At 71.6% G+C, this 24721-nt stretch carries 21 protein-coding genes, 1 tRNA gene and 1 pseudogene; 12 read left to right on the top strand and 11 right to left on the bottom strand.

Annotated elements, in window-relative coordinates; genetic code table 11:
- Both ACZ7GJ_RS33760 and ACZ7GJ_RS33755 read right to left on the bottom strand, forming a co-directional pair.
- A pseudogene (locus tag ACZ7GJ_RS33760) lies at window positions 1–1440 on the bottom strand (SUKH-4 family immunity protein); the annotation flags it as partial.
- A 7-nt stretch (window positions 1441–1447) separates the two neighbouring features.
- Window positions 1448–2449, bottom strand: coding sequence for an SMI1/KNR4 family protein (locus tag ACZ7GJ_RS33755; RefSeq protein WP_470757154.1), 1002 nt, complete (start codon window positions 2447–2449; stop codon window positions 1448–1450).
- Between the two features lie 230 nt (window positions 2450–2679).
- Between ACZ7GJ_RS33755 and ACZ7GJ_RS33750 the strand changes: the two genes are divergently transcribed.
- Together ACZ7GJ_RS33750 and ACZ7GJ_RS33745 are read left to right on the top strand one after the other, a co-directional pair.
- Window positions 2680–3306: a YwqJ-related putative deaminase gene (locus tag ACZ7GJ_RS33750; RefSeq protein ID WP_470757152.1), complete on the top strand. Its 627-nt coding sequence runs from the start codon at window positions 2680–2682 to the stop codon at window positions 3304–3306.
- Between the two features lie 5 nt (window positions 3307–3311).
- On the top strand, window positions 3312–3824 hold the full coding sequence (locus ACZ7GJ_RS33745) for an SUKH-3 domain-containing protein (RefSeq protein ID WP_470757150.1): 513 nt from the start codon (window positions 3312–3314) through the stop codon (window positions 3822–3824).
- Window positions 3825–3944: 120 nt separating this feature from the next.
- On the opposite strand, the gene ACZ7GJ_RS33740 is transcribed toward ACZ7GJ_RS33745, so the two are convergent.
- Window positions 3945–5198, bottom strand: coding sequence for a sensor histidine kinase (locus ACZ7GJ_RS33740; RefSeq protein WP_470757148.1), 1254 nt, complete (start codon window positions 5196–5198; stop codon window positions 3945–3947).
- 131 nt (window positions 5199–5329) lie between these two features.
- Between ACZ7GJ_RS33740 and ACZ7GJ_RS33735 the strand changes: the two genes are divergently transcribed.
- The 7 genes from ACZ7GJ_RS33735 to ACZ7GJ_RS33705 all read left to right on the top strand — a co-directional run bounded on the left by ACZ7GJ_RS33735 (window position 5330) and on the right by ACZ7GJ_RS33705 (window position 11358).
- Window positions 5330–6235, top strand: a complete 906-nt coding sequence (locus tag ACZ7GJ_RS33735; protein ID WP_470757146.1) for a hypothetical protein — start codon at window positions 5330–5332, stop codon at window positions 6233–6235.
- 11 nt (window positions 6236–6246) lie between these two features.
- A tRNA-Gln gene (locus tag ACZ7GJ_RS33730) sits at window positions 6247–6317 on the top strand.
- A 111-nt stretch (window positions 6318–6428) separates the two neighbouring features.
- Window positions 6429–7874, top strand: coding sequence for a bifunctional UDP-N-acetylglucosamine diphosphorylase/glucosamine-1-phosphate N-acetyltransferase GlmU (glmU, locus tag ACZ7GJ_RS33725; RefSeq protein WP_470757145.1), 1446 nt, complete (start codon window positions 6429–6431; stop codon window positions 7872–7874).
- Window positions 7875–8007: 133 nt separating this feature from the next.
- Window positions 8008–8985: a ribose-phosphate diphosphokinase gene (locus tag ACZ7GJ_RS33720; protein WP_053679484.1), complete on the top strand. Its 978-nt coding sequence runs from the start codon at window positions 8008–8010 to the stop codon at window positions 8983–8985.
- Between the two features lie 194 nt (window positions 8986–9179).
- Window positions 9180–9761, top strand: coding sequence for a 50S ribosomal protein L25/general stress protein Ctc (locus ACZ7GJ_RS33715; protein WP_470757143.1), 582 nt, complete (start codon window positions 9180–9182; stop codon window positions 9759–9761).
- A 91-nt stretch (window positions 9762–9852) separates the two neighbouring features.
- Window positions 9853–10449 carry an aminoacyl-tRNA hydrolase gene (pth, locus tag ACZ7GJ_RS33710; protein WP_470757141.1) on the top strand — a complete coding sequence of 199 codons (597 nt, stop codon included), beginning with the start codon at window positions 9853–9855 and terminating at the stop codon, window positions 10447–10449.
- Between the two features lie 165 nt (window positions 10450–10614).
- Window positions 10615–11358: an LPXTG cell wall anchor domain-containing protein gene (locus ACZ7GJ_RS33705; protein ID WP_470757139.1), complete on the top strand. Its 744-nt coding sequence runs from the start codon at window positions 10615–10617 to the stop codon at window positions 11356–11358.
- A gap of 74 nt (window positions 11359–11432) precedes the next feature.
- On the opposite strand, the gene ppc is transcribed toward ACZ7GJ_RS33705, so the two are convergent.
- Window positions 11433–14183 carry a phosphoenolpyruvate carboxylase gene (ppc, locus tag ACZ7GJ_RS33700; protein WP_470757137.1) on the bottom strand — a complete coding sequence of 917 codons (2751 nt, stop codon included), beginning with the start codon at window positions 14181–14183 and terminating at the stop codon, window positions 11433–11435.
- Between the two features lie 318 nt (window positions 14184–14501).
- Between ppc and ACZ7GJ_RS33695 the strand changes: the two genes are divergently transcribed.
- Together ACZ7GJ_RS33695 and ACZ7GJ_RS33690 are read left to right on the top strand one after the other, a co-directional pair.
- The gene (locus tag ACZ7GJ_RS33695) at window positions 14502–15482 is read left to right on the top strand and encodes an acyl-CoA desaturase (RefSeq protein ID WP_470757135.1); all 981 of its coding nucleotides are present in this window, start codon (window positions 14502–14504) and stop codon (window positions 15480–15482) included.
- Window positions 15479–16153, top strand: coding sequence for a TetR/AcrR family transcriptional regulator (locus ACZ7GJ_RS33690; RefSeq protein WP_365916735.1), 675 nt, complete (start codon window positions 15479–15481; stop codon window positions 16151–16153). The genes ACZ7GJ_RS33695 and ACZ7GJ_RS33690 overlap by 4 nt, the downstream gene beginning before the upstream one ends.
- Before the next feature lie 82 nt (window positions 16154–16235).
- Here the strand turns inward: ACZ7GJ_RS33690 and ACZ7GJ_RS33685 are convergent, their stop codons facing one another.
- A complete protein-coding gene (locus ACZ7GJ_RS33685; RefSeq protein ID WP_470757133.1) occupies window positions 16236–16607 on the bottom strand; it encodes a VOC family protein in 372 nt (123 codons plus the stop codon).
- A complete protein-coding gene (locus ACZ7GJ_RS33680; RefSeq protein ID WP_470757131.1) occupies window positions 16604–17479 on the bottom strand; it encodes a trans-aconitate 2-methyltransferase in 876 nt (291 codons plus the stop codon). The genes ACZ7GJ_RS33685 and ACZ7GJ_RS33680 overlap by 4 nt, the downstream gene beginning before the upstream one ends.
- Window positions 17480–17640: 161 nt before the next feature.
- Here ACZ7GJ_RS33680 and ACZ7GJ_RS33675 point away from each other — a divergent pair, with 161 nt between their 5' ends.
- Window positions 17641–18138, top strand: a complete 498-nt coding sequence (locus tag ACZ7GJ_RS33675) for a MarR family winged helix-turn-helix transcriptional regulator (protein WP_470757129.1) — start codon at window positions 17641–17643, stop codon at window positions 18136–18138.
- Here the strand turns inward: ACZ7GJ_RS33675 and ACZ7GJ_RS33670 are convergent.
- The 5 genes from ACZ7GJ_RS33670 to ACZ7GJ_RS33650 form a co-directional block, all read right to left on the bottom strand.
- Entirely contained in the window at window positions 18097–18873 is a 777-nt protein-coding gene (locus ACZ7GJ_RS33670; RefSeq protein ID WP_470757127.1) for a LuxR C-terminal-related transcriptional regulator, read from the bottom strand. The two genes, ACZ7GJ_RS33675 and ACZ7GJ_RS33670, sit on opposite strands and share 42 nt — an antisense overlap.
- A 508-nt stretch (window positions 18874–19381) precedes the next feature.
- The gene (gene galE / locus ACZ7GJ_RS33665) at window positions 19382–20341 is read right to left on the bottom strand and encodes a UDP-glucose 4-epimerase GalE (RefSeq protein WP_470757125.1); all 960 of its coding nucleotides are present in this window, start codon (window positions 20339–20341) and stop codon (window positions 19382–19384) included.
- 84 nt (window positions 20342–20425) lie between these two features.
- Window positions 20426–21112 (bottom strand): response regulator transcription factor, encoded by a 687-nt coding sequence (locus ACZ7GJ_RS33660; RefSeq protein ID WP_470757203.1) that lies wholly within the window; start codon window positions 21110–21112, stop codon window positions 20426–20428.
- A gap of 131 nt (window positions 21113–21243) precedes the next feature.
- Window positions 21244–23016 (bottom strand): outer membrane protein assembly factor BamB family protein, encoded by a 1773-nt coding sequence (locus tag ACZ7GJ_RS33655; protein WP_470757123.1) that lies wholly within the window; start codon window positions 23014–23016, stop codon window positions 21244–21246.
- A gap of 43 nt (window positions 23017–23059) precedes the next feature.
- A complete protein-coding gene (locus ACZ7GJ_RS33650; protein WP_470757121.1) occupies window positions 23060–24709 on the bottom strand; it encodes an outer membrane protein assembly factor BamB family protein in 1650 nt (549 codons plus the stop codon).
- Between the last annotated feature and the right edge of the window lie 12 nt (window positions 24710–24721).

The raw sequence follows: 24721 nt of genomic DNA, 5'->3' as shown, positions 1-24721 counted from the left end.
TCCGTGCGGACCGGGAGGCGCGGGCGGCTGACCCGTCACGGCCGGACCCGCCAGCATCGTCGCGGCATGGTCCAGCCCGCCACCGAGCGAACCCGGCGAACCCGGAGGACCGGGCGGCGCGGGCACGCCGGCACCGGGCGCTCCGGGCGGACCGGGAGGCGCGGGCGGCTGACCCGTCACGGCCGGACCCGCCAGCATCGTCGCGGCATGGTCCAGCCCGCCACCGAGCGAACCCGGCGAACCGGGCGGACCAGGCGGCGCGGGCGGCTGACCCGTCACGGCCGGACCCGCCAGCATCGTCGCGGCATGGTCGAGCCCGCCACCGAGCGAACCCGGCGAACCCGGAGGACCGGGCGGCGCGGGCACGCCGGCACCGGGCGCTCCCGGCGGACCAGGCGGCGCGGGCGGCTGACCGGTCACGGCCGGACCGGCCAGCATCGTCGCGGCATGGTCCAGCCCGCCACCGAGCGAAGCCGGCGGCGCGGGCGGCTGGGGCACACCGGGCGCCGGAGCAGGCGCGGGCGGACCCGGGGGCGCCGGCTGGGCAGCCGGGCCCGGGCGGCCGACCTGGGCCTTGCTCGTCGGCGCGTCGGCGATGTCGCCGCTCAGCGCGGGCGAGACGGCGGTCTTCGGCAGCTGGCTGCCGCCCGCCATCAGGGTCGTCTTCGCCTCCGGGGCCACCCCGGGGCGCGGCGCGTCCTCCAGGTCGGACCCGGACAGCGGCGGCGCGAACACCGTCGCCGGCAGCGGTACGGACACGTCGTCCGCGCCGGAGTTCACATCGGTACCGGCCCACGGCGTGGCCCCGGCCGGCACCCCGTCGTTGGCGGTCGGCTCGTACGGGATCTCACCCCCGCGACGCAGCGGAACCGGCGCCTGCGCCGCACCGGGCGCCTCGGGCGCACTGTCGGCGGCAACCGCGGCAGCCGGGGCGGGCACCGGAGCCTCCACCACCGGCTCCGGAACCTGGACCGGCTCCGGAACCTGGACCGGGGCCGGCGCCGGGGCCGGGGCCGCAGCCGGGGCGGGCACCGGAGCCGGAGTCGGCGCGGGCGCCGGCGGGATCCCCGCCCGGTCCGCGGCCTCCTGCAACCACTCCGGCGGGCTCAGCATGAACGAGGTCTGCTCCGAGTCGATCCGCGGCGGCGGGACCGAGGCCTCCGAAGCCGCGGCCGCGGCCGAAGCCCCGTACTCCTCCTCGTACCGGCGGATCACCTCACCCACCGGCAGCCCGGGCCACAGCGACACCTCCCCGCTGTCACGCGCGATGACCAGCCGCTGCCGGCCCCCGCCCGAGACGGGGCCCGCCGCGCGGTCCTCGGCCCACAGCACGAACCCGAGCCCGAACTCCCGCACCCGCACCTCGCGGTGCTGGTAGGCGGGCACGTCCCCGTTGATCCACTCTTCGGCGCGCTCCTGCGCCTGTGCGAACGTCACCACCGCGCCGTCACCCCTCCACCGGCGTCGCCGCCGGACCCGCGACGGGAACCGAGCGCGCGAATCCGCCGTCCACCATCAGACCGGCCACCGTCTCCAGCTCCGGCGGATTACCCGCCAACCGCTCAAGGAAGGCATCGAAATCGGCACCGCACGGCAGCAACAGCCGCTCCACGCGCTCCTGCACCGACCAGCCGTCCCGGTCGCGTGCGTCGTCGTACGGGGAGAACCAGACGGAGCCGATCCCCTCGCCCTTGACCTTCACCGCGAGCAGCCCGCCCTGGGCGAAGGCCACGCACAGGTAGTCCTTCGTCAGGTGGTCCCGCAGACACTTGTTGACGTAGACGAGGTCGTTGACCGCCGCCTCCTCGCGCACCGTGAAGAACGGCTGGTCCACCAGCAGTCCCAGGTCCACGTCGAGGCCCGCGCCCACCGGCGCGCAGCCGCCCGCCGCCTTCAGGAAGGCGCGGTACGCCTCCGGCAGCCGGTAGCCGAGGTCCTCCTCGACGCCCTGCACCTGCTGCTCGGACACCGAGACCACCGACTTCGGCAGCCCGATGTGCACCGGGCGCACCTCCTGCAACGGCCGCGTACCGCGCTTGTCGTGGTCCACGGGCGCCGTCGCCAGCCCCGCGTGGTGCCGCAGCAGCGCCTTCACCTCGACCGGGACCAGCTCCATCCGGCGGGTGCCGGCCACGTGGTGCCAGGTCCAGCCGTGCGGGGTCGCCACCGGACCGACGGTGTCCCACAGTTCGTGGCCCGCCGCCCGCATGGCGGCGTTCGCGGAGACGCAGTCCGTCAGCCGCAGCTCGTCCACGCCGAAGCCCTCCGGCGGGTCTGCGATCTCCACCGCCGCGCGGGCGTACGGGGAGAAGTCGGGATGCCCGCCCCCGTCGATGCGTACTCCGTGGGGATGCCGAGCAGCCCGGACCGGGTCCGGGAAATGCACGACCTGCCCCGAGTAAGCGGCGTTGGGTGGCGCGGCCTGCTGCCCGAGCCGACCTGTCGTCATGGCGGTAGCCCCCTGCTGGATCTGGCTGGTTCACCACAGCCTATGCGGTTCGGCAAGAGCGTCACCCGCCTGCGAGGCGGGCACCGGCACGACGGCCGGGAAGATCCGAATTGATACGAATATTCGACCCCGCTTCCACACGACAGGGGACATTTGACAGGCTGTCCCCGCAGCACGGGGGCGTGCGCGACAGCGGCGACCACCGCGGGCACGGGAGGGAAAGCGCGACCATGCAGAACACGGCAACACGCACAGAACCGGCCGACGCCGCATCAGGGGGCTCAGGAGGCACGGGCGCCACAGCGACGCCGGGCCCCCCGGGCCAGCCCGGAACCACCGGCCACCCCGGCACGACCACCGGCCACCCCGGCGCCACCGCCGGCGACCCCCGCCTGCGCTGGAGCAGCACCGACGGCCGCCCCGCCGCGCCCACGCTCCGCTTCCGCCGCGACGGCATCCTCCCCACGGTCGCCGCCGCGCTCTCCGTACGCGGCGAAACCCTCACCGGCACCGCCGGCAAGGCCGACCATCCGCCCGTGCTCCACCCCCTGGTCCAGGACTTCCTCGACACCCTCACCAGCGGCCAGCGGGAACGCTTCACCGGCCGCTGTCCGGAGGCAATCCTGCTCTCCCGCCACCTCGCCGCCGTCGAGGGCGCCCGCAGCAAACGCGCGTCCCGCAAGCCCCTCACCCCGAGCGAGGCGCGCCGCTCCCTGAAGCACGCCAAGATCACCGCCCGCCGCATCCGCGAGGACGGCGACCCCCTGCACGGCAGCTACGCACCACCGTGCCGCTCCTGCGACGCCCTCCTCGCCCACTTCGGCGTACGCCCCGTCGACCTCTCCCATTCCGAGTAGCCGCCATGACCGCCACCTCAGCCTCCTACGACCGCTCCTCGACCACCCGCTTCCCGGTCGCCGTGGACTCCGCCCTGCGCACCGCCGGCTGGGAGCCCGGCCGCTGGGACATCAAGCAGGCCGAGTACTGGGCCGACGCACTCCGGGACCACACCACCCGGGCCGGACACCAGCACACCGTCTTCCCCGCGGCCGTCGAGGCCTGGGCCGAATTCGGCGGCCTCACGGTCACGGCCCCCGGCCCGGGCCGGCAGATAGCCCCCGCCGTGGTGCGCCTCGACCCGCTGACCGGCCTGCACCTCGCCCGCACCTTCGCCGACCTCGGCCGCGCCCTGTCCACGCAGCTGTGCCCGCTGGGCGTGGAGGCCGACGGGGGCTCCCACCTGGCCCTGGACCGCGAGGGCCGCGTCTACGGCATCGACCACACCGGCGACTGGTACCTCGGCGCGGGCCTCGACGAAGCCCTCACCCTCCTCCTGACCGGCCTCCAGCCGATCCGCCTCACCACGGCGCCGTAGCGCCGCGGCGGCTACAACGCGGGAGGCCGCTCCCCCACCCCGGGGTAGCGGCCCTCCTCCAGCCGCAACGGGTACCGGACGGACGCCGCTCCTTCCCCACGGACGTCCGCCGGACAACCCCTACCCCCTGTCGCGCGGCAGCACCGCCGAGACCTTGAAGCCGCCCTCGTCCGTCGGCCCGGACACGAACACCCCGCCCAGGCCCAGCACCCGCTCGCGCATCCCGACCAGCCCGTTCCCGCCGCTCGGCAGGCCCGGCTCGGCGGCCTTGCCGTCGCAGGGCCCGTTCTCCACCTGCATCGCCACTTCCCCGTCACGATGGGCCAGGCGTACGACGACCTTCGCGCCCGGGGCGTGCTTGTGGCAGTTCGTCAGCGCCTCCTGCACCACCCGGTACGCCGTCTGCTCCACCTCGGCCGGATACCCGGCCCCCGCACCCCGGACGTCCAGCTCGACGGCCATCCCCGCGGCCCGCGACTGCCCGACCAGCGCCTCCAGCTCCCCCAGCGAGGGCCCGTCGTCGAAGCTCCCCACGAGCGCCACGGGTGCGACCGCCGGCACCGCCTTGGGCGGCTCGGCCCGCAGTACCCCGAGCATCTCCCGGAGCTCCGTCAGCGCCTGGCGCCCCATGTCACCCACCAGTGCGGCGTTCTTCACCGCCTTCGCCGGATCCTTGGCCGCCACCGCCTGGAGCGCCGCCGCGTGGACCACCATGAGCGACACCCGGTGCGCCACGACGTCGTGCATCTCGCGCGCGATCCGGGTGCGTTCCTCCGTACGGGCCCACTCGGCGCGCTCCTCCGCGCGGTCCGCCAGCAGCGACAGCTCCCGCTCCAGCGAGTCCGCCCGCTCCTGCAGGCTCTCCATGAGCCGCCTGCGGGCCCCTATGTAGAGGCCGAGGAGCACCGGCGGCACGGTCAGCGCCACCGCGATGAAGACGGAGAGCACGATCACGAGCGTGCGGTCGGCCTCCACGTCCCCCTGGGTCCGCATGTACATCACCACGAAGGTCGCGGCCAGCGACATCGAGGTGAGGATGGCGGTGATCCGCCGCGGCACCTCGGAGGTGGCGAGCGTGTACAGCCCCACCACGCCGAGCAGGAACCCCATGGCGGCCGGCGAGACCGCGATCCCGATGAGCACCACGGCGATCGGCCAGCGCCGCCGCAGCGTGAGCGAGGCCCCGACCACGATCCCGAACATCACCCCGACGGCCACGGGCACCGCGGCCTCGTGGGCGAACGACACCCCCTCCAGGGCGCACTCGACGGCCGAGACCCCGCCGAGCCCCACGTCGAGCGCGGCCCCCCGCCGCCTCTCCCACCACAGCGGCCCGTCCCGCCCTGCCCCTTGCTCTTCCCCCGTACCGGTCATGCCGACCAGCGTACGCAGGGGTGCCTGCACAGCCGCGACCGAAATTCCGGCAAACCCCGGGTAATCGCACATACGACGGAATCGACCGCTCAGCGAGACCCGTATCCCACATTCCGGACGACATTGGCGACATGACCGAAATCCGACGTCGCCCCGGCGACGGCACCGGCGGCCTCCGCTCCGGAGCCGCGACCTTCGAATCCCTGCGCGAGCAGGCCATCGCCTTGCGGCGCGAGGGCCTCAGCCTGCGCCAGATCCGCGACCGCCTCGGCGTCCACAACAACAACATCCTCAACGCCCTGGTGAAGGGCGAGCCCCCACCCGAATGGACGAAGCGCCCCAACGCGAAGGACGACCTGCGCGACCGCGCCCGCGAGCTCCGCCTCAAGGGGATGACCTACGACGAGATCCAGATCGAGCTCGGCTGCTCGAAGAGCTCCATCTCCCTCTGGGTCCGCGACCTCCCGAAGCCGGAGCGGCGACGCACCACCGAGGAGGCCTCGGCCATCGCGCGGCGGGGCTGGGAACGGACACTGGAGGTCCGCGACGAGGACCGCCGCCGGGTGAAGCAGGACGCGGCCGCCGAAATCGGCGACCTCGCCGAACGCGAGCTCTTCCTGCTGGGGGTCGGCCTCTACTGGTCCGAGGGCAGCAAGGACAAGCCCTACGACCGCCGCGAACGTGCGGTCTTCGTGAACAGCGACCCGGGAATGGTGAGCGTCTACCTCGCGTGGCTACGCCTGCTCGACGTAGGAGCCGAGCACCTGCGGTTCGCCCTCACGATCCACGAGTCGGCCGACGTCACGGGTGCGGAGGAATTCTGGGCGGAACTCACCGGGGCCGCTCCCGGCCAGTTTCTCAAGACCACCCTGAAGCGGCACAACCCGAAGACCACCCGCAAGAACACCGGACAGAACTACTACGGCTGCCTCGCCATTCGCGTGCTCCAAAGCGCCGGTCTGTACCGTCGCATTGAAGGCTGGTGGTGCGGCATAGTAGGGGCTGCATCGAAGTTCGATCACGAGAATCGGACATAGAGGGCGAACCATCCCGGATCGTCTAAGGGCAGGACAAATGGTTTTGGTCCATTGAATGAGGGTTCGAATCCTTCTCCGGGAGCTCCGCACGTTCGGGTCCTGACCGTCAAGGGTCGGGACCCGGCCTCGTTTCCGGGCTCTGACCCACCGGTATCCTTCACGGGTCCACCACCCGAAGCCGAAGGGCACACCCGTGAGCGCCAACCGCCCGGCAGCCGTCGTCGTACTCGCAGCGGGTGAAGGCACCCGCATGAAGTCGGCCACACCCAAGGTTCTGCACGAGATCAGCGGGCGCTCGCTCGTCGGTCACGTCGTCGCCGCCTCCCGTGAGCTGGACCCCTCCCACCTCGTCGTCGTCGTCGGACACGCCCGCGACCAGGTCGTCGCGCACCTCGCCGGGATCGACGCCGAGGTCCGCACCGCGATCCAGCACGAGCAGAACGGCACCGGGCACGCCGTCCGCATGGCGCTCGAAGAGCTCGGCGGCACCGTCGAGGGCACGGTCGTGGTCGTCTGCGGCGACACCCCGCTGCTCACCGGCCAGACCCTCGGCGCCCTCGTCGCCACGCACGCCGCCGACGGCAACGCCGTCACCGTGCTCACCGCCGAGGTGCCGGACTCCACCGGGTACGGACGCATCGTCCGCGCGGCCGACGGGGCGGTCACCGCCATCGTCGAGCACAAGGACGCCACCGACGCCCAGCGCGCCATCCGCGAGATCAACTCCGGGGTCTTCGCCTTCGACGGCGCCCTGCTGAGCGAGGCCCTCGGCAAGGTCCGCACCGACAACAGCCAGGGCGAGGAGTACCTCACGGACGTACTCGGCATCCTGCGCGAGGCCGGCCACCGCGTCGGCGCGGCCGTCGGCGCCGACCACCGCCAGATCCTCGGCATCAACAACCGCGTCCAGCTCGCCGAGGCCCGCGCGCTGCTCAACGCACGCCTGCTGGAGCGCGCGATGCTCGCGGGCGTGACGATCGTCGACCCGGCCAGCACGCTCGTCGACGTGACGGTCACCTTCGGCCAGGACGCCGTCGTGCACCCGGGCACCCAGCTCCTCGGCGCGACCCACATCGGCGAAGGGGCCGAGGTCGGCCCGAACAGCCGCCTGAAGGACACCCGCGTCGGGCCGCGCGCCACCGTCGTCAACACGGTGGCCGACACCGCCGTGATCGGCGAGTCGGCTTCGGTCGGACCCTTCGCGTACCTGCGTCCGGGGACGAACCTGGGGGCCAAGTCCAAGGCCGGCACGTACGTGGAGATGAAGAACGCGACGATCGGCGAGGGCACCAAGGTGCCCCACCTGTCGTACGTGGGCGACGCGACGATCGGTGAGTACACGAACATCGGCGCTGCGAGCGTCTTCGTGAACTACGACGGCGAGCACAAGCACCACACGACCGTCGGCTCACACTGCAAGACGGGCTCGGACAACATGTTTGTGGCTCCCGTCACCATCGGGGACGGCGCCTACACGGCCGCCGGCTCGGTGATCACGAAGGATGTGCCACCCGGCGCGCTGGCCGTGGCCCGTGGCCAGCAGCGGAATATCGAGGGCTGGGTGGCCCGCAAGCGTCCGGGAAGTGCCGCCGCGACAGCGGCCCAGTCGGCGGTCCACGAGGACTCCGGCGAACGCTGAGGTGAACTGACCGGAAACGGGTACGCCGCAGACGGCGTACCGTGATAGGTGCACGCAATTCGGCTGGCTCACCGTGTGCGGGACGGACGCGCACGGGGGCGAGCAGCTTTCCCACGTCTGAGGAGACAGTGCTGTGACCGGGATCAAGACGACCGGCGAGAAGAAGCTCATGCTCTTCTCCGGCCGCGCCCACCCCGAGCTGGCCGAGGAGGTCGCACACCAGCTGGGAGTCGGCCTCGTGCCGACCAAGGCTTTCGACTTCGCGAACGGTGAGATCTACGTCCGCTTCCAGGAGTCGGCTCGTGGCGCGGACTGCTTCCTGATCCAGAGCCACACGGCTCCGATCAACAAGTGGATCATGGAGCAGCTGATCATGATCGACGCGCTCAAGCGCGCGTCGGCACGCTCCATCACCGTGATCGTCCCGTCCTACGGGTACGCCCGCCAGGACAAGAAGCACAAGGGCCGCGAGCCCATCTCGGCGCGCCTGGTCGCGGACCTGCTGAAGACCGCGGGTGCCGACCGCATCCTCACGGTCGACCTGCACACGGACCAGATCCAGGGCTTCTTCGACGGCCCGGTGGACCACCTCTCGGCCCTGACGGTCCTCGCGGACTACGTCGGCGCCAAGGTGGACCGCACCAAGCTGACGATCGTCTCCCCGGACGCCGGCCGCGTGCGCGTGGCCGACCGCTGGTGCGACCGCCTGGACGCGCCGCTGGCCATCGTGCACAAGCGCCGCGACAAGGACGTCGCCAACCAGGTGACCGTCCACGAGGTCGTCGGTGAGGTCAAGGGCCGCGTCTGCGTCCTGGTCGACGACATGATCGACACCGGTGGCACCATCTGCGCCGCCGCCGACGCGCTCTTCGCGCACGGCGCGGAGGACGTCATCGTGACGGCCACGCACGGCATCCTGTCGGGTCCGGCGGCCGACCGCCTGAAGAACTCCAAGGTCAGCGAGTTCGTGTTCACGAACACCCTGCCGGATCCGTCCGACCTGGAGCTCGACAAGATCACGGTCCTGTCGATCGCCCCGATGATCGCCCGCGCGGTGCGCGAGGTGTTCGAGGACGGTTCGGTCACCAGCCTCTTCGAAGAGCAGCAGTAACGAAGAGCAGCGGTAACCGGGACCACAGAAGATCCTTTTGAAGTACGGCCTCCCCGCCGGGTAGACTCTGCGAGTTGCTCGGCGAGGGAGGCCGTACCTTTTGGTACCGGCTCTCCGTTATCGACGCGCTCTTCGTAGCAGGCCGTTCCGGCCGGGTGACTCGTCCGTTTTCCGTCACCCCACGAGGAGTGAGCATGTCCGAGGTCAAGCTTTCCGCCCAGCTCCGCACCACCTTCGGCAAGGGCTCCGCCCGCCAGGCCCGTCGCGACGCGCTGGTCCCCGGTGTCATCTACGGCCACGGCCAGGACCCGAAGCACGTCAACGTCGAGGGCCACGGCCTGCAGCTGGCGCTCCGCACCCCGAACGTCCTGATCACCCTGGACATCGCGGGCGACGGCACCGAGCTGGTCATCCCGAAGGCCGTGCAGAAGCACCCGCTGAAGCGCTCCATCTCGCACGTCGACTACCTGATCGTCAAGAAGGGCGAGAAGGTCACCGTCGACGTCGCGATCGTCACCGAGGGCGAGCTGGCCGCCGGCGGCAACATGCTGGAGACCCTCCAGAACACCATCTCCGTCGAGGCCGAGGCCACCCACATCCCGACCGAGGTCACCGTCTCCATCGCGGGCCTCGAGGCCGGCGCCACCATCCACGCCAAGGACCTGGTCCTGCCGGCCGGCACCACGCTGGCCGTCGACGGTGACATCGCCGTCCTGCAGGTCGTCGCCCCGCAGGCCGAGGAGCCGGCCGCCGAGGAAGCGGGCGCCGAGGCCTGAGCCTCGCCCTTCCCCCTCAGCACTTGCTGACCGACCGCCGTCCGGCTCCACTGGAGCGGGACGGCGGTCGTTCTCGTATAAGGAGCTTTTGATGTCGGACGCGGACGACGCAGCGCCCTGGCTGATCGTCGGTCTCGGGAACCCCGGGCCGGAGTACGCGGGCAACCGCCACAACATCGGGTTCATGGTCGCGGACCTGCTGGCGGAGCGGATGCGCGGGAAGTTCAAGGCGCACAAGGCCCGTGCGCAGGTGGTGGAGGGGCGCATCGGCCCGCCCGGCCCCGCGAACCGCCGGGTGGTGCTGGCCAAGCCGATGTCCTTCATGAACCTGTCCGGCGGCCCGGTGACGGCACTGCGCGACTTCTACAAGGTGCCCCTGGACCGGATCGTGGCGGTCCATGACGAGCTGGACATCGACTACCCGACGCTGCGCCTGAAGCTGGGCGGCGGGGACAACGGCCACAACGGGCTGAAGTCGATGACGAAGTCCATGGGTCCGGACTACCACCGGGTCCGGTGCGGCATCGGCCGTCCGCCGGGCCGTATGCAGGTGGCGGACTTCGTGCTCAAGGACTTCTCCTCCACGGAGCGCAAGGAGCTGGAGTGGTTCGTGGACCGGGCGGCCGACTCCGTGGAAAGCCTGATCACGGAGGGTCTGGAGCGCGCCCAGTCGGCGTACAACTCCTGACCGGTCGGGGGCGTGTGCCGATCGTTACTTCGGACAAACCCGATCACGAGCCCCCAAGCCCGTACGAATACTGACGAGTACCTCTTGACCGGGGCGGCGCACTGTCACGAAGCTGAGCGCCGCCCCCCACGGCTCTCCGTCCTCATCAGTGTCAGAGGTACTCCAATGTCCCTTTCCAGGATCCAGCGCGCCGCCTTCACCGTCGCCGCGTCCTCGCTCGTCCTCGCCGCGGGTGCGGCTCCGGCCCTCGCCACCGACTCGTACACCGTTCCGCTGCACCAGCCGCTTCCCATCACGGCGGCCTCCTTCGGTGAGAAGGAAGCCAAGTGCGCCGACATACCGGAGTCCCAGGACGGCTGGCACTTCGTCGCGCCGGGCAGCCCGAAGAGCATCTCCTTCGTGAAGCTCACCGTGCAGTTCGAGGGCGGCGAGAAGCTGGTGACCACCACCTTCGCCAAGAACCCGAACCAGGCGTACGTGGCCTCCGCGCCCGGTGCCAAGCTCGTCTACGCCGTCGCCGAGCTGAAGGGCGGTGCGCTCCAGTGGTTCAACCTGTCGCACACCTGCCCGGCCAAGACCACGTCGCCGAGCCCGTCGCAGTCGCCGTCCACCTCGGCTTCGCCCTCGGCCAGCGCGTCGACCTCGGTCTCGCCCTCGGTCTCCACCTCGGTCTCCACCTCGGTCTCGCCCAGCACCTCCACCTCGGTTCCGCCGAGCGGGTCGCCGTCGGCCTCCTCCCCGGCTCCGACCGGTTCGGTCCCCGCGACGGGCGGTACCACCGGCGGGGGTGACCTGGCGAAGACCGGTTCCGACGCACCGGTCGGCCTGATCGCCGCGATGGCCGCCGCGCTGATCGGTGCGGGCGCCGTGCTGGTGACCCGCCGCCGCAAGGCCGGCGCCGCGGGCTGAGTCCCGTAGCTCCGCAACGACGAGGCCCCCGCACCAGGAAGGTGCGGGGGCCCTGTCATGCGTACGGCAGGCCGTCAGCCGGTGTTGCGCAGGCCGGCGGCGACGCCGTTGACGGTGAGGAGCAGGGCGCGGGAGAGGATCGGGTCCGCTTCCTCTCCGCGCTCGGCCGCCGCGCGCTGGCGGGCCAGCAGGGAGACCTGGAGGTAGGAGATCGGGTCCAGGTAGGCATCGCGGACGGAGAAGGTCTGCTGGAGGACCGGGTTGGAGTCCAGGAGCTTCTCGCCGCCGGTGATGCGCAGGACCTCGCGGACGGTGAGCTCGTGCTCGGCCTCGATCCGGGCGAAGACGTGCTTGAGGTGCTCGGGCACGAGGGTGTCGACGTAGTGGCGGGCGATCCGCAGGTCGGTCTTGGCCAGCGTCATCTCGACGTTGGACAGGAAGTTGCGGAAGAAGTGCCAGCGCTTGCCCATCTCGGTGAGCGAGTCGCCCTGGCCGGCCTCGCGCAGGGCCTTGAGGCCCGAGCCGACGCCGTACCAGCCGGGGACGATCTGGCGGGACTGGGTCCAGCCGAACACCCAGGGGATGGCTCGCAGGCCGTCGAGGCCGGCGCCGGAGTCGGGGCGGCGCGAGGGGCGCGAGCCGAGGTGCAGGTCGGCGAGCTGGTCGACCGGGGTGGCGGCGAAGAAGTACGCCGGCAGGTCCGGGTCCTCGACGAGCTCCCGGTACGCGGCGTGCGCGGCGTCGGAGACGATGTCCATGCCCGCGTCCCAGCGGGCCAGGTCGTCCTCGGACTGGCGCGGGGAGGTGTGCAGGGCCGAGGCCTGCAAGGTCGCCGCGACGGTCAGTTCGAGGTTCTCGCGGGCCAGCGAGGGCACGAGGTACTTGTCGGAGATGACCTCGCCCTGCTCGGTGACCTTGATCTCGCCCTCCAGGGTGCCCCAGGGCTGGGCGAGGATCGCGTCGTGCGAGGGGCCGCCGCCCCGGCCGACGGTGCCGCCGCGGCCGTGGAAGAGGCGCAGGCGTACGCCGTAGCGGTGGGCGACGTCGCGCAGCCGGCGCTGGGCGCGGTGGATCTCCCACTGGGAGGTGGTGATGCCGCCGAACTTGGAGGAGTCGGAGTAGCCGAGCATGACCTCCTGGACGTCACCGCGCAGGGAGACGAGGCGCCGGTAGGAGGGGTCGGCGAGCATCTCGTCGAGGATGACGTCGGCGGCGCGCAGCTCGTCGGTGGTCTCCAGGAGCGGGACGATGCCGATCTTGGCCCAGCCGGCGTGCAGGTCGATGAGTCCGGCTTCGCGGGCCAGGACGGCGGCGGCGAAGACGTCGTCGGCGCCCTGGCACATCGAGATGATGTAGGACTCGATGACCTCGGGACCGAACTTCTCGAAGGCGTCCTTGATGGCGCCGAAGACGCCGAGGGTCTTGTGTCCGGCGGCGTCGAGGGGTGCCGGGGTGGGGGCCAGGGGGCGGCGCGAGCGCAGTTCCTTGGCGAGCAGCTTGCCGCGGTAGTCGCGGGGCATGTCGGCGTAGCGCCAGGATTCCTCGCCGAGCCGGTCGAAGAGCTGGCCGAGCGCATGGTGGTGGGCGTCGGCGTGCTCGCGTACGTCCATGGTGGCGAGCTGGAGGCCGAAGGCGGCGAGCGTGCGGATGGTGCGGTCCATGCGGCCGTCGGCGAAGAGTGCGCCGCGGTGCTCGCGCAGGGAGCTCTGGATGAGGGTGAGGTCGGTGAGGAGTTCGGCGGTGCCGAGGTAGTCGCGGCCCTCCTCGTGGGGGATGCCCTTGGCGAGGCGCTCGCGGGTGTTGACGAGCTTCTGCCGGATGCAGGTGGCCTTGAGGCGGTAGGGCTCCTCGGCGTTCAGCCGCTTGTAGCGCGGGCTGATCTCGGGGAGGCGCTCCAGGTCGGCCTGGAGGGAGGAGAGGAGCTCTTCGGTGGCTCCGGTGTAGCGGATGGAGTTCGACAGCAGTCCGCGCAGGAAGTCGATGAGTTCCAGGGCGTCGGTGATGCCGTGTTCGTGCTGGAGGATCAGCACGTCCCGGGTGACCTCGGGGGTGACGTTGGGGTTGCCGTCGCGGTCGCCGCCGATCCAGGTGCCGAAGGTGAGCGGGCGGGTGCCGGGGGGCAGCTCGACGCCGACGCGCTGGAGCTCGGCGGCCAGGTCCTCCAGTACGTCCCCGACGGCGCCGGCGTGCAGCTCGTCGAGGTAGTAGATGGCGTTGCGGGCCTCGTCGGCGGGCTCGGGGCGGACCACGCGCAGTTCGTCGGTCTGCCAGACGAGGTCGATGTTCTCGGCGAGCCGCAGGTCGTGGCGGCGGCGCTCGCCGGCGCCGGTGACGGGCTCCTCCAGCAGGGCGGCGATGCGGCGCAGCTTGTTCAGGACGCTGCGTCGGGCGGCCTCGGTGGGGTGCGCGGTGAAGACGGGGCGGACGTTGAGGTTCTTGACCGTCTCGCGCAGGTGCTCGGGGTCGGCGTCCTTGAGCATGTCGGCGGTGCGGGCGAGGAGCCCGCCCTCGGCGGCCCGGTGGGCGCGCAGTTCCTTGCCGCGGTGCACCTGCTCGGTGACGTTGGCGAGGTGGAAGTAGGTGGAGAAGGCGCGCACCAGCTTGGCGGCGGTCTCCAGGTCGGTGTCGCCGAGCAGCGCGGCGGCAGCGATGCCGTCGGTGCGGGTGAGGGCGCGGACGCGTTCGACGAGGTCGAGGAGTTCCTGGCCCTCCTGGCGTACGAGGGTTTCGCCGAGGAGGTCGCCGAGGCGGCGGATGTCCGCGCGCAGCTCTGCGTTCGCGGCGGCTTCCGTGGTGCGGGCGGGGGCCTGGTCAGCACTGCTCACAGGTGCGGCTCCTTGCAGTGTTCGAGCGCTACTGGGAGGTGGGCGCCCGGGTGCGCGCGGCGGTGGCCGCTCCTGATGCGCAGCTCGGGACTGCCCGTGCGGACCGCGCTGTCCGACGACACCAGGATAGGTGTCCCGTCCTCGTGCCTCGGTATACGTGTCACCAGGCGGGACGGGGGCGTGCCCGGTCGGCGTGGTGGCGGTCGTGCTCCCCTTGCCGCAGGCCGGAGCTTTGCCATACTTACGTTGCCGTAGGTTACGGGTCCGTAGGGTCCGTGATCCACGCCTGCCGACCTCACCCCCAGGGGAAAATCACCCATGACCACCAGCCCCGATTTGATCGAGGGCGCCTCCGCGCCCTCCGATCCGTCCGAGTCGTCCGCGACCCTCGGCGGCGAGAACAAGCGGTCCATCGAGCAGATCGCGCTCCTGCTGTTCATCACCGTTCCCTTCCTGGCGCTGCTGGCGGCGATCCCGCTGGCCTGGGGCTGGGGGGTGAGCTGGTTGGACCTCGGCCTGATGGTGTTCATGTACTTCCTGGCCTGCCACGGGATCACCATCGGCTTCCACCGCTACTTCACGCACGGTTCCTTCAAGGCGAAGCGTCCGCTGCGGATCGTGCTGGCCGTGATGGGGTCGATGGCGGTGGAGGGGCCGCTGGTGCGCTGGGTGGCCGACCACCGCAAGCACCACAAGTACTCCGACCACGAGGGCGACCCGCATTCGCCGTGGCGGTTCGGGGAGACGCTCCCGGCGCTGATGAAGGGCCTGTGGTGGGCGCACATCGGCTGGCTCTTCGACGAGGAGCAGACCGATCAGCAGAAGTACGCCCCGGATCTGATCAAGGACCCGGCGATCCGGCGGATCTCGCGGGACTTCATCTTCTGGACGATGTTCTCGCTGGCGATCCCGCCGCTGGTGGGCGGTCTGGTGACGATGTCCTGGTGGGGGGCGTTCACGGCGTTCTTCTGGGGTTCCCTGGTGCGGGTCGCGCTGCTGCACCACGTGACGTGGTCGATCAACTCGATCTGTCACGCGGTGGGCAAGCGGCCCTTCAAGTCGCGTGACCGCTCCGGCAACGTCTGGTGGCTCGCGGTGCTGTCGTGCGGGGAGTCCTGGCACAACCTGCACCACGCCGACCCGACTTCGGCGCGCCACGGTGTGCTGCGCGGCCAGGTCGACTCCAGCGCGCGGCTGATCCGCTGGTTCGAGCAGGCCGGCTGGGCCTCCGACGTGCGGTGGCCGTCCGCGGCCCGCATCGATGCCCGGCGCAGGGAATACGAGTCGAACGCGGCATGATGGGGGGCGTGGCGATCGACGGCGGTACTTCCAGCAGCGACAAGCCCAGGCGCGGCCGCCGGGTTCGGATGACGGGCGCGGAACGGCGCCAGCAACTGCTGGACATCGGTCGGACCCTGTTCGCCGAGAAGGGCTTCGAGGGCACCTCGGTGGAGGAGATCGCGGCGAAGGCCGGGGTGTCCAAGCCGGTGGTGTACGAGCACTTCGGCGGCAAGGAGGGTCTGTACGCGGTCGTCGTGGACCGGGAGATGCGGCAGTTGCTGGACGGTGTGACGGGCGCGTTGACGGCCGGGCACCCGCGGGAGCTGCTGGAGCAGGCGGCGTTCGCGCTGCTGGACTACATCGAGTCGTACACGGACGGCTTCCGGATCCTCGTGCGGGACTCCCCCGTCGCCCAGTCCACGGGCACCTTCGCCTCGCTGATCAGCGATATCGCCACGCAGGTCGAGGACATCCTGGGCCTGGAGTTCAAGGCGCGGGGCTTCGACCCGAAGCTGGCGCCGCTGTACGCGCAGGCGCTGGTCGGGATGGTGGCGCTGACCGGGCAGTGGTGGCTGGACGTCCGCAAGCCGAAGAAGGCGGAGGTCGCCGCGCATCTGGTGAACCTGGCCTGGCACGGGCTGGACGGGCTGGAGTCCAAGCCCCGGCTGGTGGGCCACCGCAAGAGCTGAGCCCCGTACGAGTGGGTGTGTACGCGACGGCGCCCCGTCACCCGGTCCGGGTGGCGGGGCGCCGTCGCGTCGCGTGGTGGGCTCACCCCGCGTGCGGCTCCAGGAATTCGAGCCGGTTGCCCACGGGGTCCTCGGAGTAGAAGCGCCGGTGGCCCGGGAGGTTGTCGTCCCAGACGACCTTGGCGCCCTTCTCCTCCAGCCTGCCCGCGTACGCCTCGATGCCGGTGACCCGGAGCCCCGGGTGGGCCTTGAGGGCGGGCCGGAAGTCTTCCTCGATGCCCAGGTGGAGCTGTACGGGTCCGGCGGCGAACCAGCAGCCGCCGCGGGCCGCGAGGACGGGCGGCTTGGGGATCTCGGTCATGCCGAGGACGTCCTGGTAGTAGGCCCGGAGTCTGTCCTCCGAACCGGGTGGCGCGGCGAGTTGTATGTGGTCGATGGCGCTGAGCACGGTCATGCCTCCTTGCGGGCGACGGCGAAGATGCGGCGGAACGGGAACACGGTGCCACGCGGCCCGGGCGGGTAGGCCACGCGCAGCAGGTCGCGGTATTCGGCGAGGAATGCGGTGACGGCCTCGTGGTCGTCGCCGAGGGCGGTGAGCACCGGCCGCAGGGCGGTGCCCTTGACCCAGTCCAGCACGGGGTCGGGGCCTTCGAGGAGCTGGTAGTACGTCGTCTCCCACACCTCGACGGTGCAGCCGAGCTCGGTCAGCCGTTCCAGGTACTCGGCGGGTTCCAGGAGGTGGATGTAGCGGGCCCCGTGTCCGGCGAGCCGGGCCCGCCAGCGCGGGGTGTCGCAGAGGTCGGCGAGGAGCCGGTGGCTGGGGGCGCCGTAGTTGCCGGGGATCTGGAAGGCGAAGGTTCCGCCGGGGCGCAGGCCGTTGGTCCAGGCGGCGAAGGAGCCGGGGTGGCTGGGGACCCACTGGAGGGCGGCGTTGGAGACGATCAGGTCGTACGGCTCCTCGGGGAGCCAGTCGGCGAGGTCTCCCCGGCGGAAGTCGAGGCTGCCGCCGCCGCGCGTGGGGCCGGCGTACTCCCCGTCGGCGCGGTGGAGCATCTCGGGGGAGAGGTCGAAGCCGGTGATGCGGGCCTCGGGCCAGCGCTCGGCGAGCAGGGTGGTGACGTTGCCGGGGCCGCAGCCCAGGTCGGCGATCCGGGCGGTCCGGGTGGGCAGCTCGGGTATGCGGGTCAGGAGGTCCAGGAAGGGCCGGGTTCGGTGGCCGGCGTGTCGGAGGTATTGCTGCGGGTCCCAGGTCGGGGCGGATGGCGCTGTGGAGGTGGATGAGGACGTGGGGGCGGGGATCCTGGCCGAGGCGGTATCGGAATGCATGTTCGAGCCTCCCTACTGGTGGGGCGGGCGGAAGCGGAAGCCGTTCCGGCCACCTCCATGCCCCATGGTCGCGCAGAATATATCTCGACGTCAAGAAACATGATCACGAGATACTTGACATGAAGAGACTTCACATCGACAGACCCCTTACACTGATCGACATGGAGGACGAGGTCGACCGACTGGTAGCGGCATGGCGGCGGGAACGCCCTGACCTCGACGTGGAACCGCTCGAGGTGCTGAGCCGCGTGAGCAGGCTCGCGCGCCACCTCGACCGCGCGCGCAGACTGGCCTTCTCCGAGCACGGCCTGGAGCCGTGGGAGTTCGACGTGCTGACCTCGCTGCGGCGGGCCGGGGCGCCGTACCAGCTCTCCCCGGGCCAGCTGCTGACCCAGACCCTGGTCACCTCGGGCACCATGACCAACCGCATCGACCGCCTCGCCAAGAAGAGCCTCGTCGAGCGGCTGCCCGACCCCAGCGACCGGCGCGGGGTCCTGGTCCGGCTGACGGCCGAGGGCCGCGACCGCGCCGATCAGGCGCTGGCGGGACTGCTGGCCCAGGAGAGGGCGATCCTGGCCCAGCTCTCGCGTACCCAGCGCGGCGACCTCGCCGCGCTGCTACGCCAGTTGACCGCTCCGTTCGACAACATCCCCGGCTAGGTCCGCGGGCCGCACGCCGGCCCGCCGGGCCAGCGCCACCGCCGCCAGCGTCGAGTGCACGCCGAGCTTGCCCAGCACGTTCTGCATGTGGGTGCGGACGGTGTGCGGGGACAGGAACAGCCGCGCGGCCACGTCCTTGCGGCCCAGCCCCGCCACCATGCAGCGCAGCACCTCGTGTTCGCGCGGGGTGAGGGACTCCACGAGCCGCTCGCTGTCCGTACGGTGCTTGCGTGCCGCGGTCAGCTCCCGGAGCACTCCGGTGAGCAGCGCGGGCGGCAGGTGCGTCTCCTCGCGCAGGACCCCGCGGATGACGGCCAGCAGCCGCGAGAGCGAGCAGTCCTTGGCCACCCAGCCGGAGGCCCCCGCCTGGAGCGCCAGGGCGGCCCGGCGGGGGTCGTCCCGCTCGGCCAGGACGACGGTGCGGACCCCCGGATGGGACACGCGTACGCCCGCCACCAGTGCGATCCCGTCGGAGCCGGGCGGCGGGCCGGCGCCCGGGCCGGAGCCGGACTCCCGCTGCGCGGGCACGGCGCCGACGACGGCGCCGAGGTCGGCGTCGACCAGCAGGACGTCGAAGCGGCGGCCCTCGGCCGCCGCGCGTTCGAGGCAGCGCAGGGCGGCGGGACCGCTGCCGGCCGCGGACACGTCCACGTCCGGCTCGGCCGCGAGCGCGGCGGCCAGGGATTCGGCGAAGATGCGGTGATCGTCGACGACGAGAACACGGATACGAACCACAAAACCCCCAAGGGTCGGGGAACGGACGGCGGCGGGTACGGCGCCCGGACCGGGTGGTCCGCAGCCGCCGCGGCCGCCGCCGTGACACCTCTGCAACTACCCCGGACCGGACGTCGTACCCGACTTGTCTCGACCCCTGAATCAACACCGGCCCCCACCGGTGTCACGCATCAGCGTAGGGCCGGGGGTCGCACACGGTTGGCCGAATAGCAGAAGTTTTCCCAGGGATTTTCCGGCGGGGCGGTCCTGAACGGGCTTTATGGTGGCTTGAATTCGACTGCCCGGAAGGCCCGGAAGGCCGATTCCGGCAGGGCCCGTGCCACCGGCAGTTGCACGCTGCGCGTTTCACCCGGCGTGTGCACGCCGGGCGCCCGCGCACAGCGCCCCCGAACGGCGCACACCGAGCACACGCGCGCCCCCGGCGCCGAGTTGCGCCGGGGGCGGGTGGAACAGGAGGCGATGCGCGCGGGCAGGGCCGTCAGGAGAGCTCAGGAGCCGTCGCGAGTGGTCAGGAGCGCTGGCTGAGCGCGAAGTTCCAGGCGTCCGTGACGATGCCGTTGAGGTCCGAGCGGGTCGGGGTCCAGCCGAGCTTCACGCGAGCCGTCTCCGCGGAGGCCACGAGCACCGCCGGGTCGCCGGGGCGGCGCGGGGAGACGATCTCGGGGATCTCCCGCCCGGTGACCCGGCGGACGGCCTCGATGACCTCCCGGACCGAGAAACCGCTGCCGTTGCCGAGGTTGCAGATCAGGTGCTCCCCCTCGGCGGCGACCCGCAGCGCGGCCAGGTGCGCCTGCGCCAGGTCGGCGACGTGGATGTAGTCGCGGACGCAGGTGCCGTCCGGGGTCGGGTAGTCCTCGCCGAACACCGAGATCGACTCCCGCTCGCCCAGCGCCACTTGCAGCACCAGCGGGATCAGATGGGTCTCGGGGTCGTGCCGCTCCCCGAACTCCCCGTACGCGCCCGCCACGTTGAAGTAGCGCAGGGACACCGCGGCCAGGCCGTGCGCCGCGCACTCCCCCGCGATCATCTGGTCGACGGCCAGCTTCGAGGCACCGTAGGGGTTCGACGGCTCGGTCACCGAGGTCTCGGTGAGCAGCCCCCCGGCCGGCTCGCCGTACGTGGCGGCGGTCGAGGAGAACACCAGTCTGCGCACCCCCGCCGCGCGCATCGCGGTGAGCAGGGCCAGGGTGCCGCCGACGTTGTTGTCCCAGTACTTGCCGGGATTGGCCACGGACTCGGCGACCTGCGAGGAGGCCGCGAAGTGCAGGACGGCGTCGTAGGAGGAGTCCAGGTATTCGGCCGCGTCCTGGATCCGGCCGTTGATGAACTCGGCGCCTGCCGGGAGCCCGGTGCGGAAGCCGGTGGTGAGGTTGTCGACGATCGTGACCGCGTGGCCCGCCTCCAGGAGGTGCGCCGCGACGACGCTGCCCACATAGCCGGCGCCGCCGGTCACCAGGTACTTGCTCAACGCTCCACTGCCTCTCGTGCGGGGGCGCACACGGATTGCGCGTGCTGGAACTGGATACCCGATTCGCTCCCGCCGGGGAAATCCTCAGAGCTGCGCGGCCCCGGACACCGGCCCCGCCCGGTCCAGCAGACCCGTGCGCGCGGCCAGGGCGGCCGCCTCCAGCCGTGAACCCACGCCCAGCTTCATCAGCACCCGCTGCACGTGCGTACGCGCGGTGCTCGGTGCGATGGCCATGCCCGCGGCGATGAGCCGGGTGTCCTCGCCCTCGGCGACCCTGACCAGTACCTCGACCTCCCGCGGGGTGAGCAGCCGAAGCAGCCTGCTGCCCTCGTCGTCGGGCTGGGCGGTGGGGTTGAGCAGTTCGGCGAAGGCCCCCTGGAGCAACTGCGGGGCGATGGCGACCTCTCCGGCGCGCGCCTTGGCCAAGGCCCGCTCGACGCCCTCGATGCGCTCGTCGTGCCGTACGTATCCCGAGGCGCCGGCGGCGAAGGCCGCGGCGATCCCGCGCGGGCTCGGCACCGGGCCGAGCACGACCACGGCGATCTGCGGGCGCTCCCGCTTGATCCGCACGATCGGCTCGAAGACCCCGGGCTCGGCCGGGGTCGCGGTGCCCAGGAGGCAGACCTCCGGGGCGCGGCTGATGACCAGTTCGGCGGCGCCCGCGGCCGGGGCGGCCGCCGCGAGGACCCGGTGTCCGCGCAGTTTCAGGGCCGAGGCGAGCGCCTCGGCCAGCAGCCGGTGCTCGTCGACCACCATGACCCGTACGCCCATTAAGGCACCCACCCCCGACCCTTCTGACCCGGCAAGCTACACGCTTGTTCGACGGCGCGAGGCGGATACCGACGAGAAGCCCCCGAACGGTACGGACCGTTCGGGGGCTTTCCGGATGTGCGCGGTGCGGATCAGCTGGCGGTGAAGGAGACGAACAGGTACTCCGGGTCGCCGCTGTCGTAGGAGGACTTGCGCACCGACGGGCGCGCGATGAACAGCTTGTTGTTGTGGTACCGGTACTCGGCGCTCTCCGGCGGGTACTGGGTCTCGGCGCGCTGCGAGGCCTTGTCCGCCGGGTTCACCATGAGGACGGTCTCCTTCATCGTCGCCGTGTCGATGGAGACGATCTGGCCGCCCTTGTCGTACGGGGGGATCTTGTACGCGATGATGTTCGACCCGTCCATGCGCAGCGGCATGATCTTGTACCGCTCACCGGCGTCCGCGCGGTCGGTGGTCTGCTTGCCGGTCTCCAGGTCGAAGGAGATGATCTCGTTGGTCTTGCCGACCTCCGCCGAGCCCTGGTGCTCGTACGACGGCATGTAGATCTTGCCGTTGCCGACCACCATGTTGACGCACTTCTCGACCTCGGTGCCGCCGCACTTGGGGTTGAAGTTGCCGGAGGTGAGCGGGATGCGCGCCTTCAGCTGGCCCGCGTCGTCGACGACGAAGAGGTCGCTGACGCCAGTGGCGTTCTTGGCCGTGTTGTTGATGTTGGCCGAGACGACCAGCGGCTTGGTGGAGACGATGCTCGCCCACTCGATGCCCTGGGAGAGCTTGTACGAGAACTTCGGCGCGCCCGTCGCCGGGTCGAGCGTCTGCGCGTACAGGGTCTGGTTCGGGCTGCGGCCGCACTTGCGGATCACCGCGAGGGACGGGCCGCCGCCGTAGCCGAGGTCGTAGCAGCCCTCGCCGTCGACCTTGGGCGTCCACAGGGGCTTGCCGTCGGCGAGGTTCCAGGCGGCGCCGCCGTAGAGGCCGCCCGCGGCGACGGTCTGGCCGCTGAGGGTCACCTCGGCGAAGACCACGTTCTTGTCGCCGCTGGTCTGGGACTTGGTGGTGGCGGACCACAGGAGCTTGCCGGTGTTCAGGTCGATGACGCCGACCTGCGTGCACTGCGGGTACTTCCGCTCGGCGGTCGGCATCGCCTCGTCGAACATGATGGCGGTCTTGTTGTCCGAGACGAACGAGGTGGCCGCGCAGATGTTGGCCGGGAGCGGCGTCTCCCACTTCTTGCCGCCGTCGACCAGGTTGTACCCGACGACCTTCGCCATGTCGGACTTGATGTACGTGGTGTCCGTGATCCAGGAGCCGCGGACCGTGACCATGTCCTCGGGCTTCGGCATCGGGGCGTTGAACAGCGTCTTCGACTTGGGGTTGGCCGGCGGCTTCTCGCTGCCGAGGGCGGCGGCCTGGCCGCCCTTGCCCTTGTTGCCGTCGGGAGAGGTGCCCTGGCCGCCGTCGGCGCTGACGCCGGTGGAGCCGCCCTTGTCGTCCTCGGAGACGTACCAGAAGCCGCCGCCCACGATGAGGACGATGGCCAGCAGGGCCGCGCCGACGATCATCAGCTGGGTGCGCACGGCGTTGCCGGCCGCCGCCCCGCCCGGGGCCGGGGCCTGGGCCGCGTGCATGGGCGCGGTCGGCGCGCCGAACGGCTGCGGGCTGCCGGGCTGCTGCGGGTATCCGTAGCCGGCCTGCGGGTAGCCGTACGCGGCCTGCGCGGGGGCGGTCGGCGGCTGCGCCGGGGCGGCCGGGGGCTGGGCCGGCGGCTGCGGGGCCGTCGGCGGTACGGGCGGCGCCGGCGGCGGCGTGGGCGCACCGAAACCGCCGGGCGGGGGATCCTGCGGCGCGCCGAATCCACCGGAGGGCGGCTGGTTGGGCGGCGGCGGGGTACTCGGGGTACTCATCTGGGGGGTCTACTGCCTCTCGGTGGGCGCTCGGTGGACTCGTTCACTTGCCGAAGACCATCAGGAACTTCTCGTCCTTGCCCTGGGCCAGCAGGCGCGAGGCGGACAGGAAGAACCGCCCGTCCACGTAGTCGATCCTCGGGGAGTGGAAGGAGCTCTCGATCGGAGCGGCGGGGCCGGACGGGTTGCGCAGGACCGCGGTGGGGGTGCCCCCGCCGGCCGGGATGGTGAGGATCTCGCCGCCCTTGTCGTACTCGGCCTGGCGGTAGACGACCACCTGGCCGCCGGCGGCCTTGATCGGGACGAGGGTGCGGCCCTGGCCCGCCGGGGTGCGCCACTTCTCCTTGCCCGTGCCCAGGTCGAAGGCGACGAGCTCGTTGCCCTTGGTCCCGTCGGCCGAAGTGCGCAGGTACAGGGTGTTGGAGTCGACGGAGGAGGTGCCGCAGGCCTGGAGGGAGCGGTCGAAGCCCGCGCCGCAGTTGACCGCGAAGCTGCCCTGGCCGGAGACGGTGGCGCGCTGCTTGCCGTCGGGGCCGAGGACGATGATCGAGCGTTCCTTCTTCTCGTCGTTGCCGAGGTCGAGGACGATCGGGTCCACCGAGTACACGCTGGTGACCCTGAAGCCCTTGGGGAGCCGGTAGCTCCAGGTCTTCTTCCCGGTGACCGGGTCGGCGTCCTGGACCTCGACCGTGCGGTCGCCGTCCTGGCAGCCCGCGATGGCGATCATCTTGCCGTTGCCGGCGGCGTAGTCGTTGGGCTTGCAGCCCTCGAACTGGTTGGAGCCGAAGAGCTTGTCGCCGGTGCTGACCTTGAAGGCGCTGGTCTGCCCGAGCCGGTTGACGGCGACGGTGTCGCCGGTGATGGCGAGGTTCGGGGAGGTGAAGATGTCGAAGAGGCCTTCCTTCGGCACCTCGTGCGACCATCCCTCCTTGCCCGTCCTGAGGTCGACCAGCCGCATCTGGTTGCAGTTGGCGGAGTCGGACTCGCCGTCCTTGTACATGACGACGGTCTTGCCGTCCGCGGTGGTCTGGCCGGTGAGGGCGCAGATCACGGCGGGGAAAGCGAGGGTCCACTTCTCCTTGCCGTCGGCCACCGCGTAGCCGGTGAGGGACTTCCAGGCGGACTTGACGACGGTGTCGCCGACGACCCACTGGCCCTTGGTGTCGACGCCCGAGCCGGGGCCGTCGATCTTGTTGGTCTTGAGCCAGAGGACCTTGTCCTCGCCCTGCTTGCGGCCGGCGTTGAGGTCGCCCTGCGCACCCGCGCCGTTGCCGCTGCCGTCGCCGCTGTCCACGGACGCCGAGGCGGAGGGCTTGTCGTCGGCGGGCGTCGAGCCCTGCGCGACGGGCTTGTCGGTGCCCTTGTCGTCGTCCTTGAGGAAGGCGAAGTACGCGCCGGTGCCGAGTACGAGCACACCGGCGACGGCGGCCGCGATCAGCACCGCCGCACGCTTCTTCGGCGGCATCCCGGGGGCGCCCATCGGGACGCCGGGCGGCATGTGCGGGGGCGGCGGGAAGCCGTAGCCCCCGCCGGGGGGCTGCTGGCCGTACGGCGGCTGCTGCGCGGGCTGCTGGGCGTACGGGTTCTGGCCGCCGGCCGGCGGGTACCCGTAACCGGGCTGCGGCGGGCCGGGCAGGTGGCCGTAACCGGAAGGTGTCGGCGGCTGGTTCGGCGGCTGGGGCGGCTCGGTCATCAGCGCTTACCT

This window comes from Streptomyces sp. NPDC037242, assembly GCF_055604165.1.
Note: the sequence above shows the minus strand (reverse complement) of the source record. Positions and strands in the feature narration are given on the sequence as shown.

Excerpts from the sequence above, each read along its gene's own strand:
- ACZ7GJ_RS33755 (WP_470757154.1), bottom strand. The coding sequence starts at position 2,449 with ATGACGACAGGTCGGCTCGGGCAGCAGGCCGCGCCACCCAACGCCGCT.
- ACZ7GJ_RS33750 (WP_470757152.1), top strand. The coding sequence starts at position 2,680 with ATGCAGAACACGGCAACACGCACAGAACCGGCCGACGCCGCATCAGGG.
- ACZ7GJ_RS33745 (WP_470757150.1), top strand. The coding sequence starts at position 3,312 with ATGACCGCCACCTCAGCCTCCTACGACCGCTCCTCGACCACCCGCTTC.
- ACZ7GJ_RS33740 (WP_470757148.1), bottom strand. The coding sequence starts at position 5,198 with ATGACCGGTACGGGGGAAGAGCAAGGGGCAGGGCGGGACGGGCCGCTG.
- ACZ7GJ_RS33735 (WP_470757146.1), top strand. The coding sequence starts at position 5,330 with ATGACCGAAATCCGACGTCGCCCCGGCGACGGCACCGGCGGCCTCCGC.
- ACZ7GJ_RS33715 (WP_470757143.1), top strand. The coding sequence starts at position 9,180 with ATGTCCGAGGTCAAGCTTTCCGCCCAGCTCCGCACCACCTTCGGCAAG.
- pth (WP_470757141.1), top strand. The coding sequence starts at position 9,853 with ATGTCGGACGCGGACGACGCAGCGCCCTGGCTGATCGTCGGTCTCGGG.
- ACZ7GJ_RS33705 (WP_470757139.1), top strand. The coding sequence starts at position 10,615 with ATGTCCCTTTCCAGGATCCAGCGCGCCGCCTTCACCGTCGCCGCGTCC.
- ACZ7GJ_RS33695 (WP_470757135.1), top strand. The coding sequence starts at position 14,502 with ATGACCACCAGCCCCGATTTGATCGAGGGCGCCTCCGCGCCCTCCGAT.
- ACZ7GJ_RS33690 (WP_365916735.1), top strand. The coding sequence starts at position 15,479 with ATGATGGGGGGCGTGGCGATCGACGGCGGTACTTCCAGCAGCGACAAG.
- ACZ7GJ_RS33685 (WP_470757133.1), bottom strand. The coding sequence starts at position 16,607 with ATGACCGTGCTCAGCGCCATCGACCACATACAACTCGCCGCGCCACCC.
- ACZ7GJ_RS33680 (WP_470757131.1), bottom strand. The coding sequence starts at position 17,479 with ATGCATTCCGATACCGCCTCGGCCAGGATCCCCGCCCCCACGTCCTCA.
- ACZ7GJ_RS33675 (WP_470757129.1), top strand. The coding sequence starts at position 17,641 with ATGGAGGACGAGGTCGACCGACTGGTAGCGGCATGGCGGCGGGAACGC.
- ACZ7GJ_RS33660 (WP_470757203.1), bottom strand. The coding sequence starts at position 21,112 with ATGGGCGTACGGGTCATGGTGGTCGACGAGCACCGGCTGCTGGCCGAG.
- ACZ7GJ_RS33655 (WP_470757123.1), bottom strand. The coding sequence starts at position 23,016 with ATGAGTACCCCGAGTACCCCGCCGCCGCCCAACCAGCCGCCCTCCGGT.
- ACZ7GJ_RS33650 (WP_470757121.1), bottom strand. The coding sequence starts at position 24,709 with ATGACCGAGCCGCCCCAGCCGCCGAACCAGCCGCCGACACCTTCCGGT.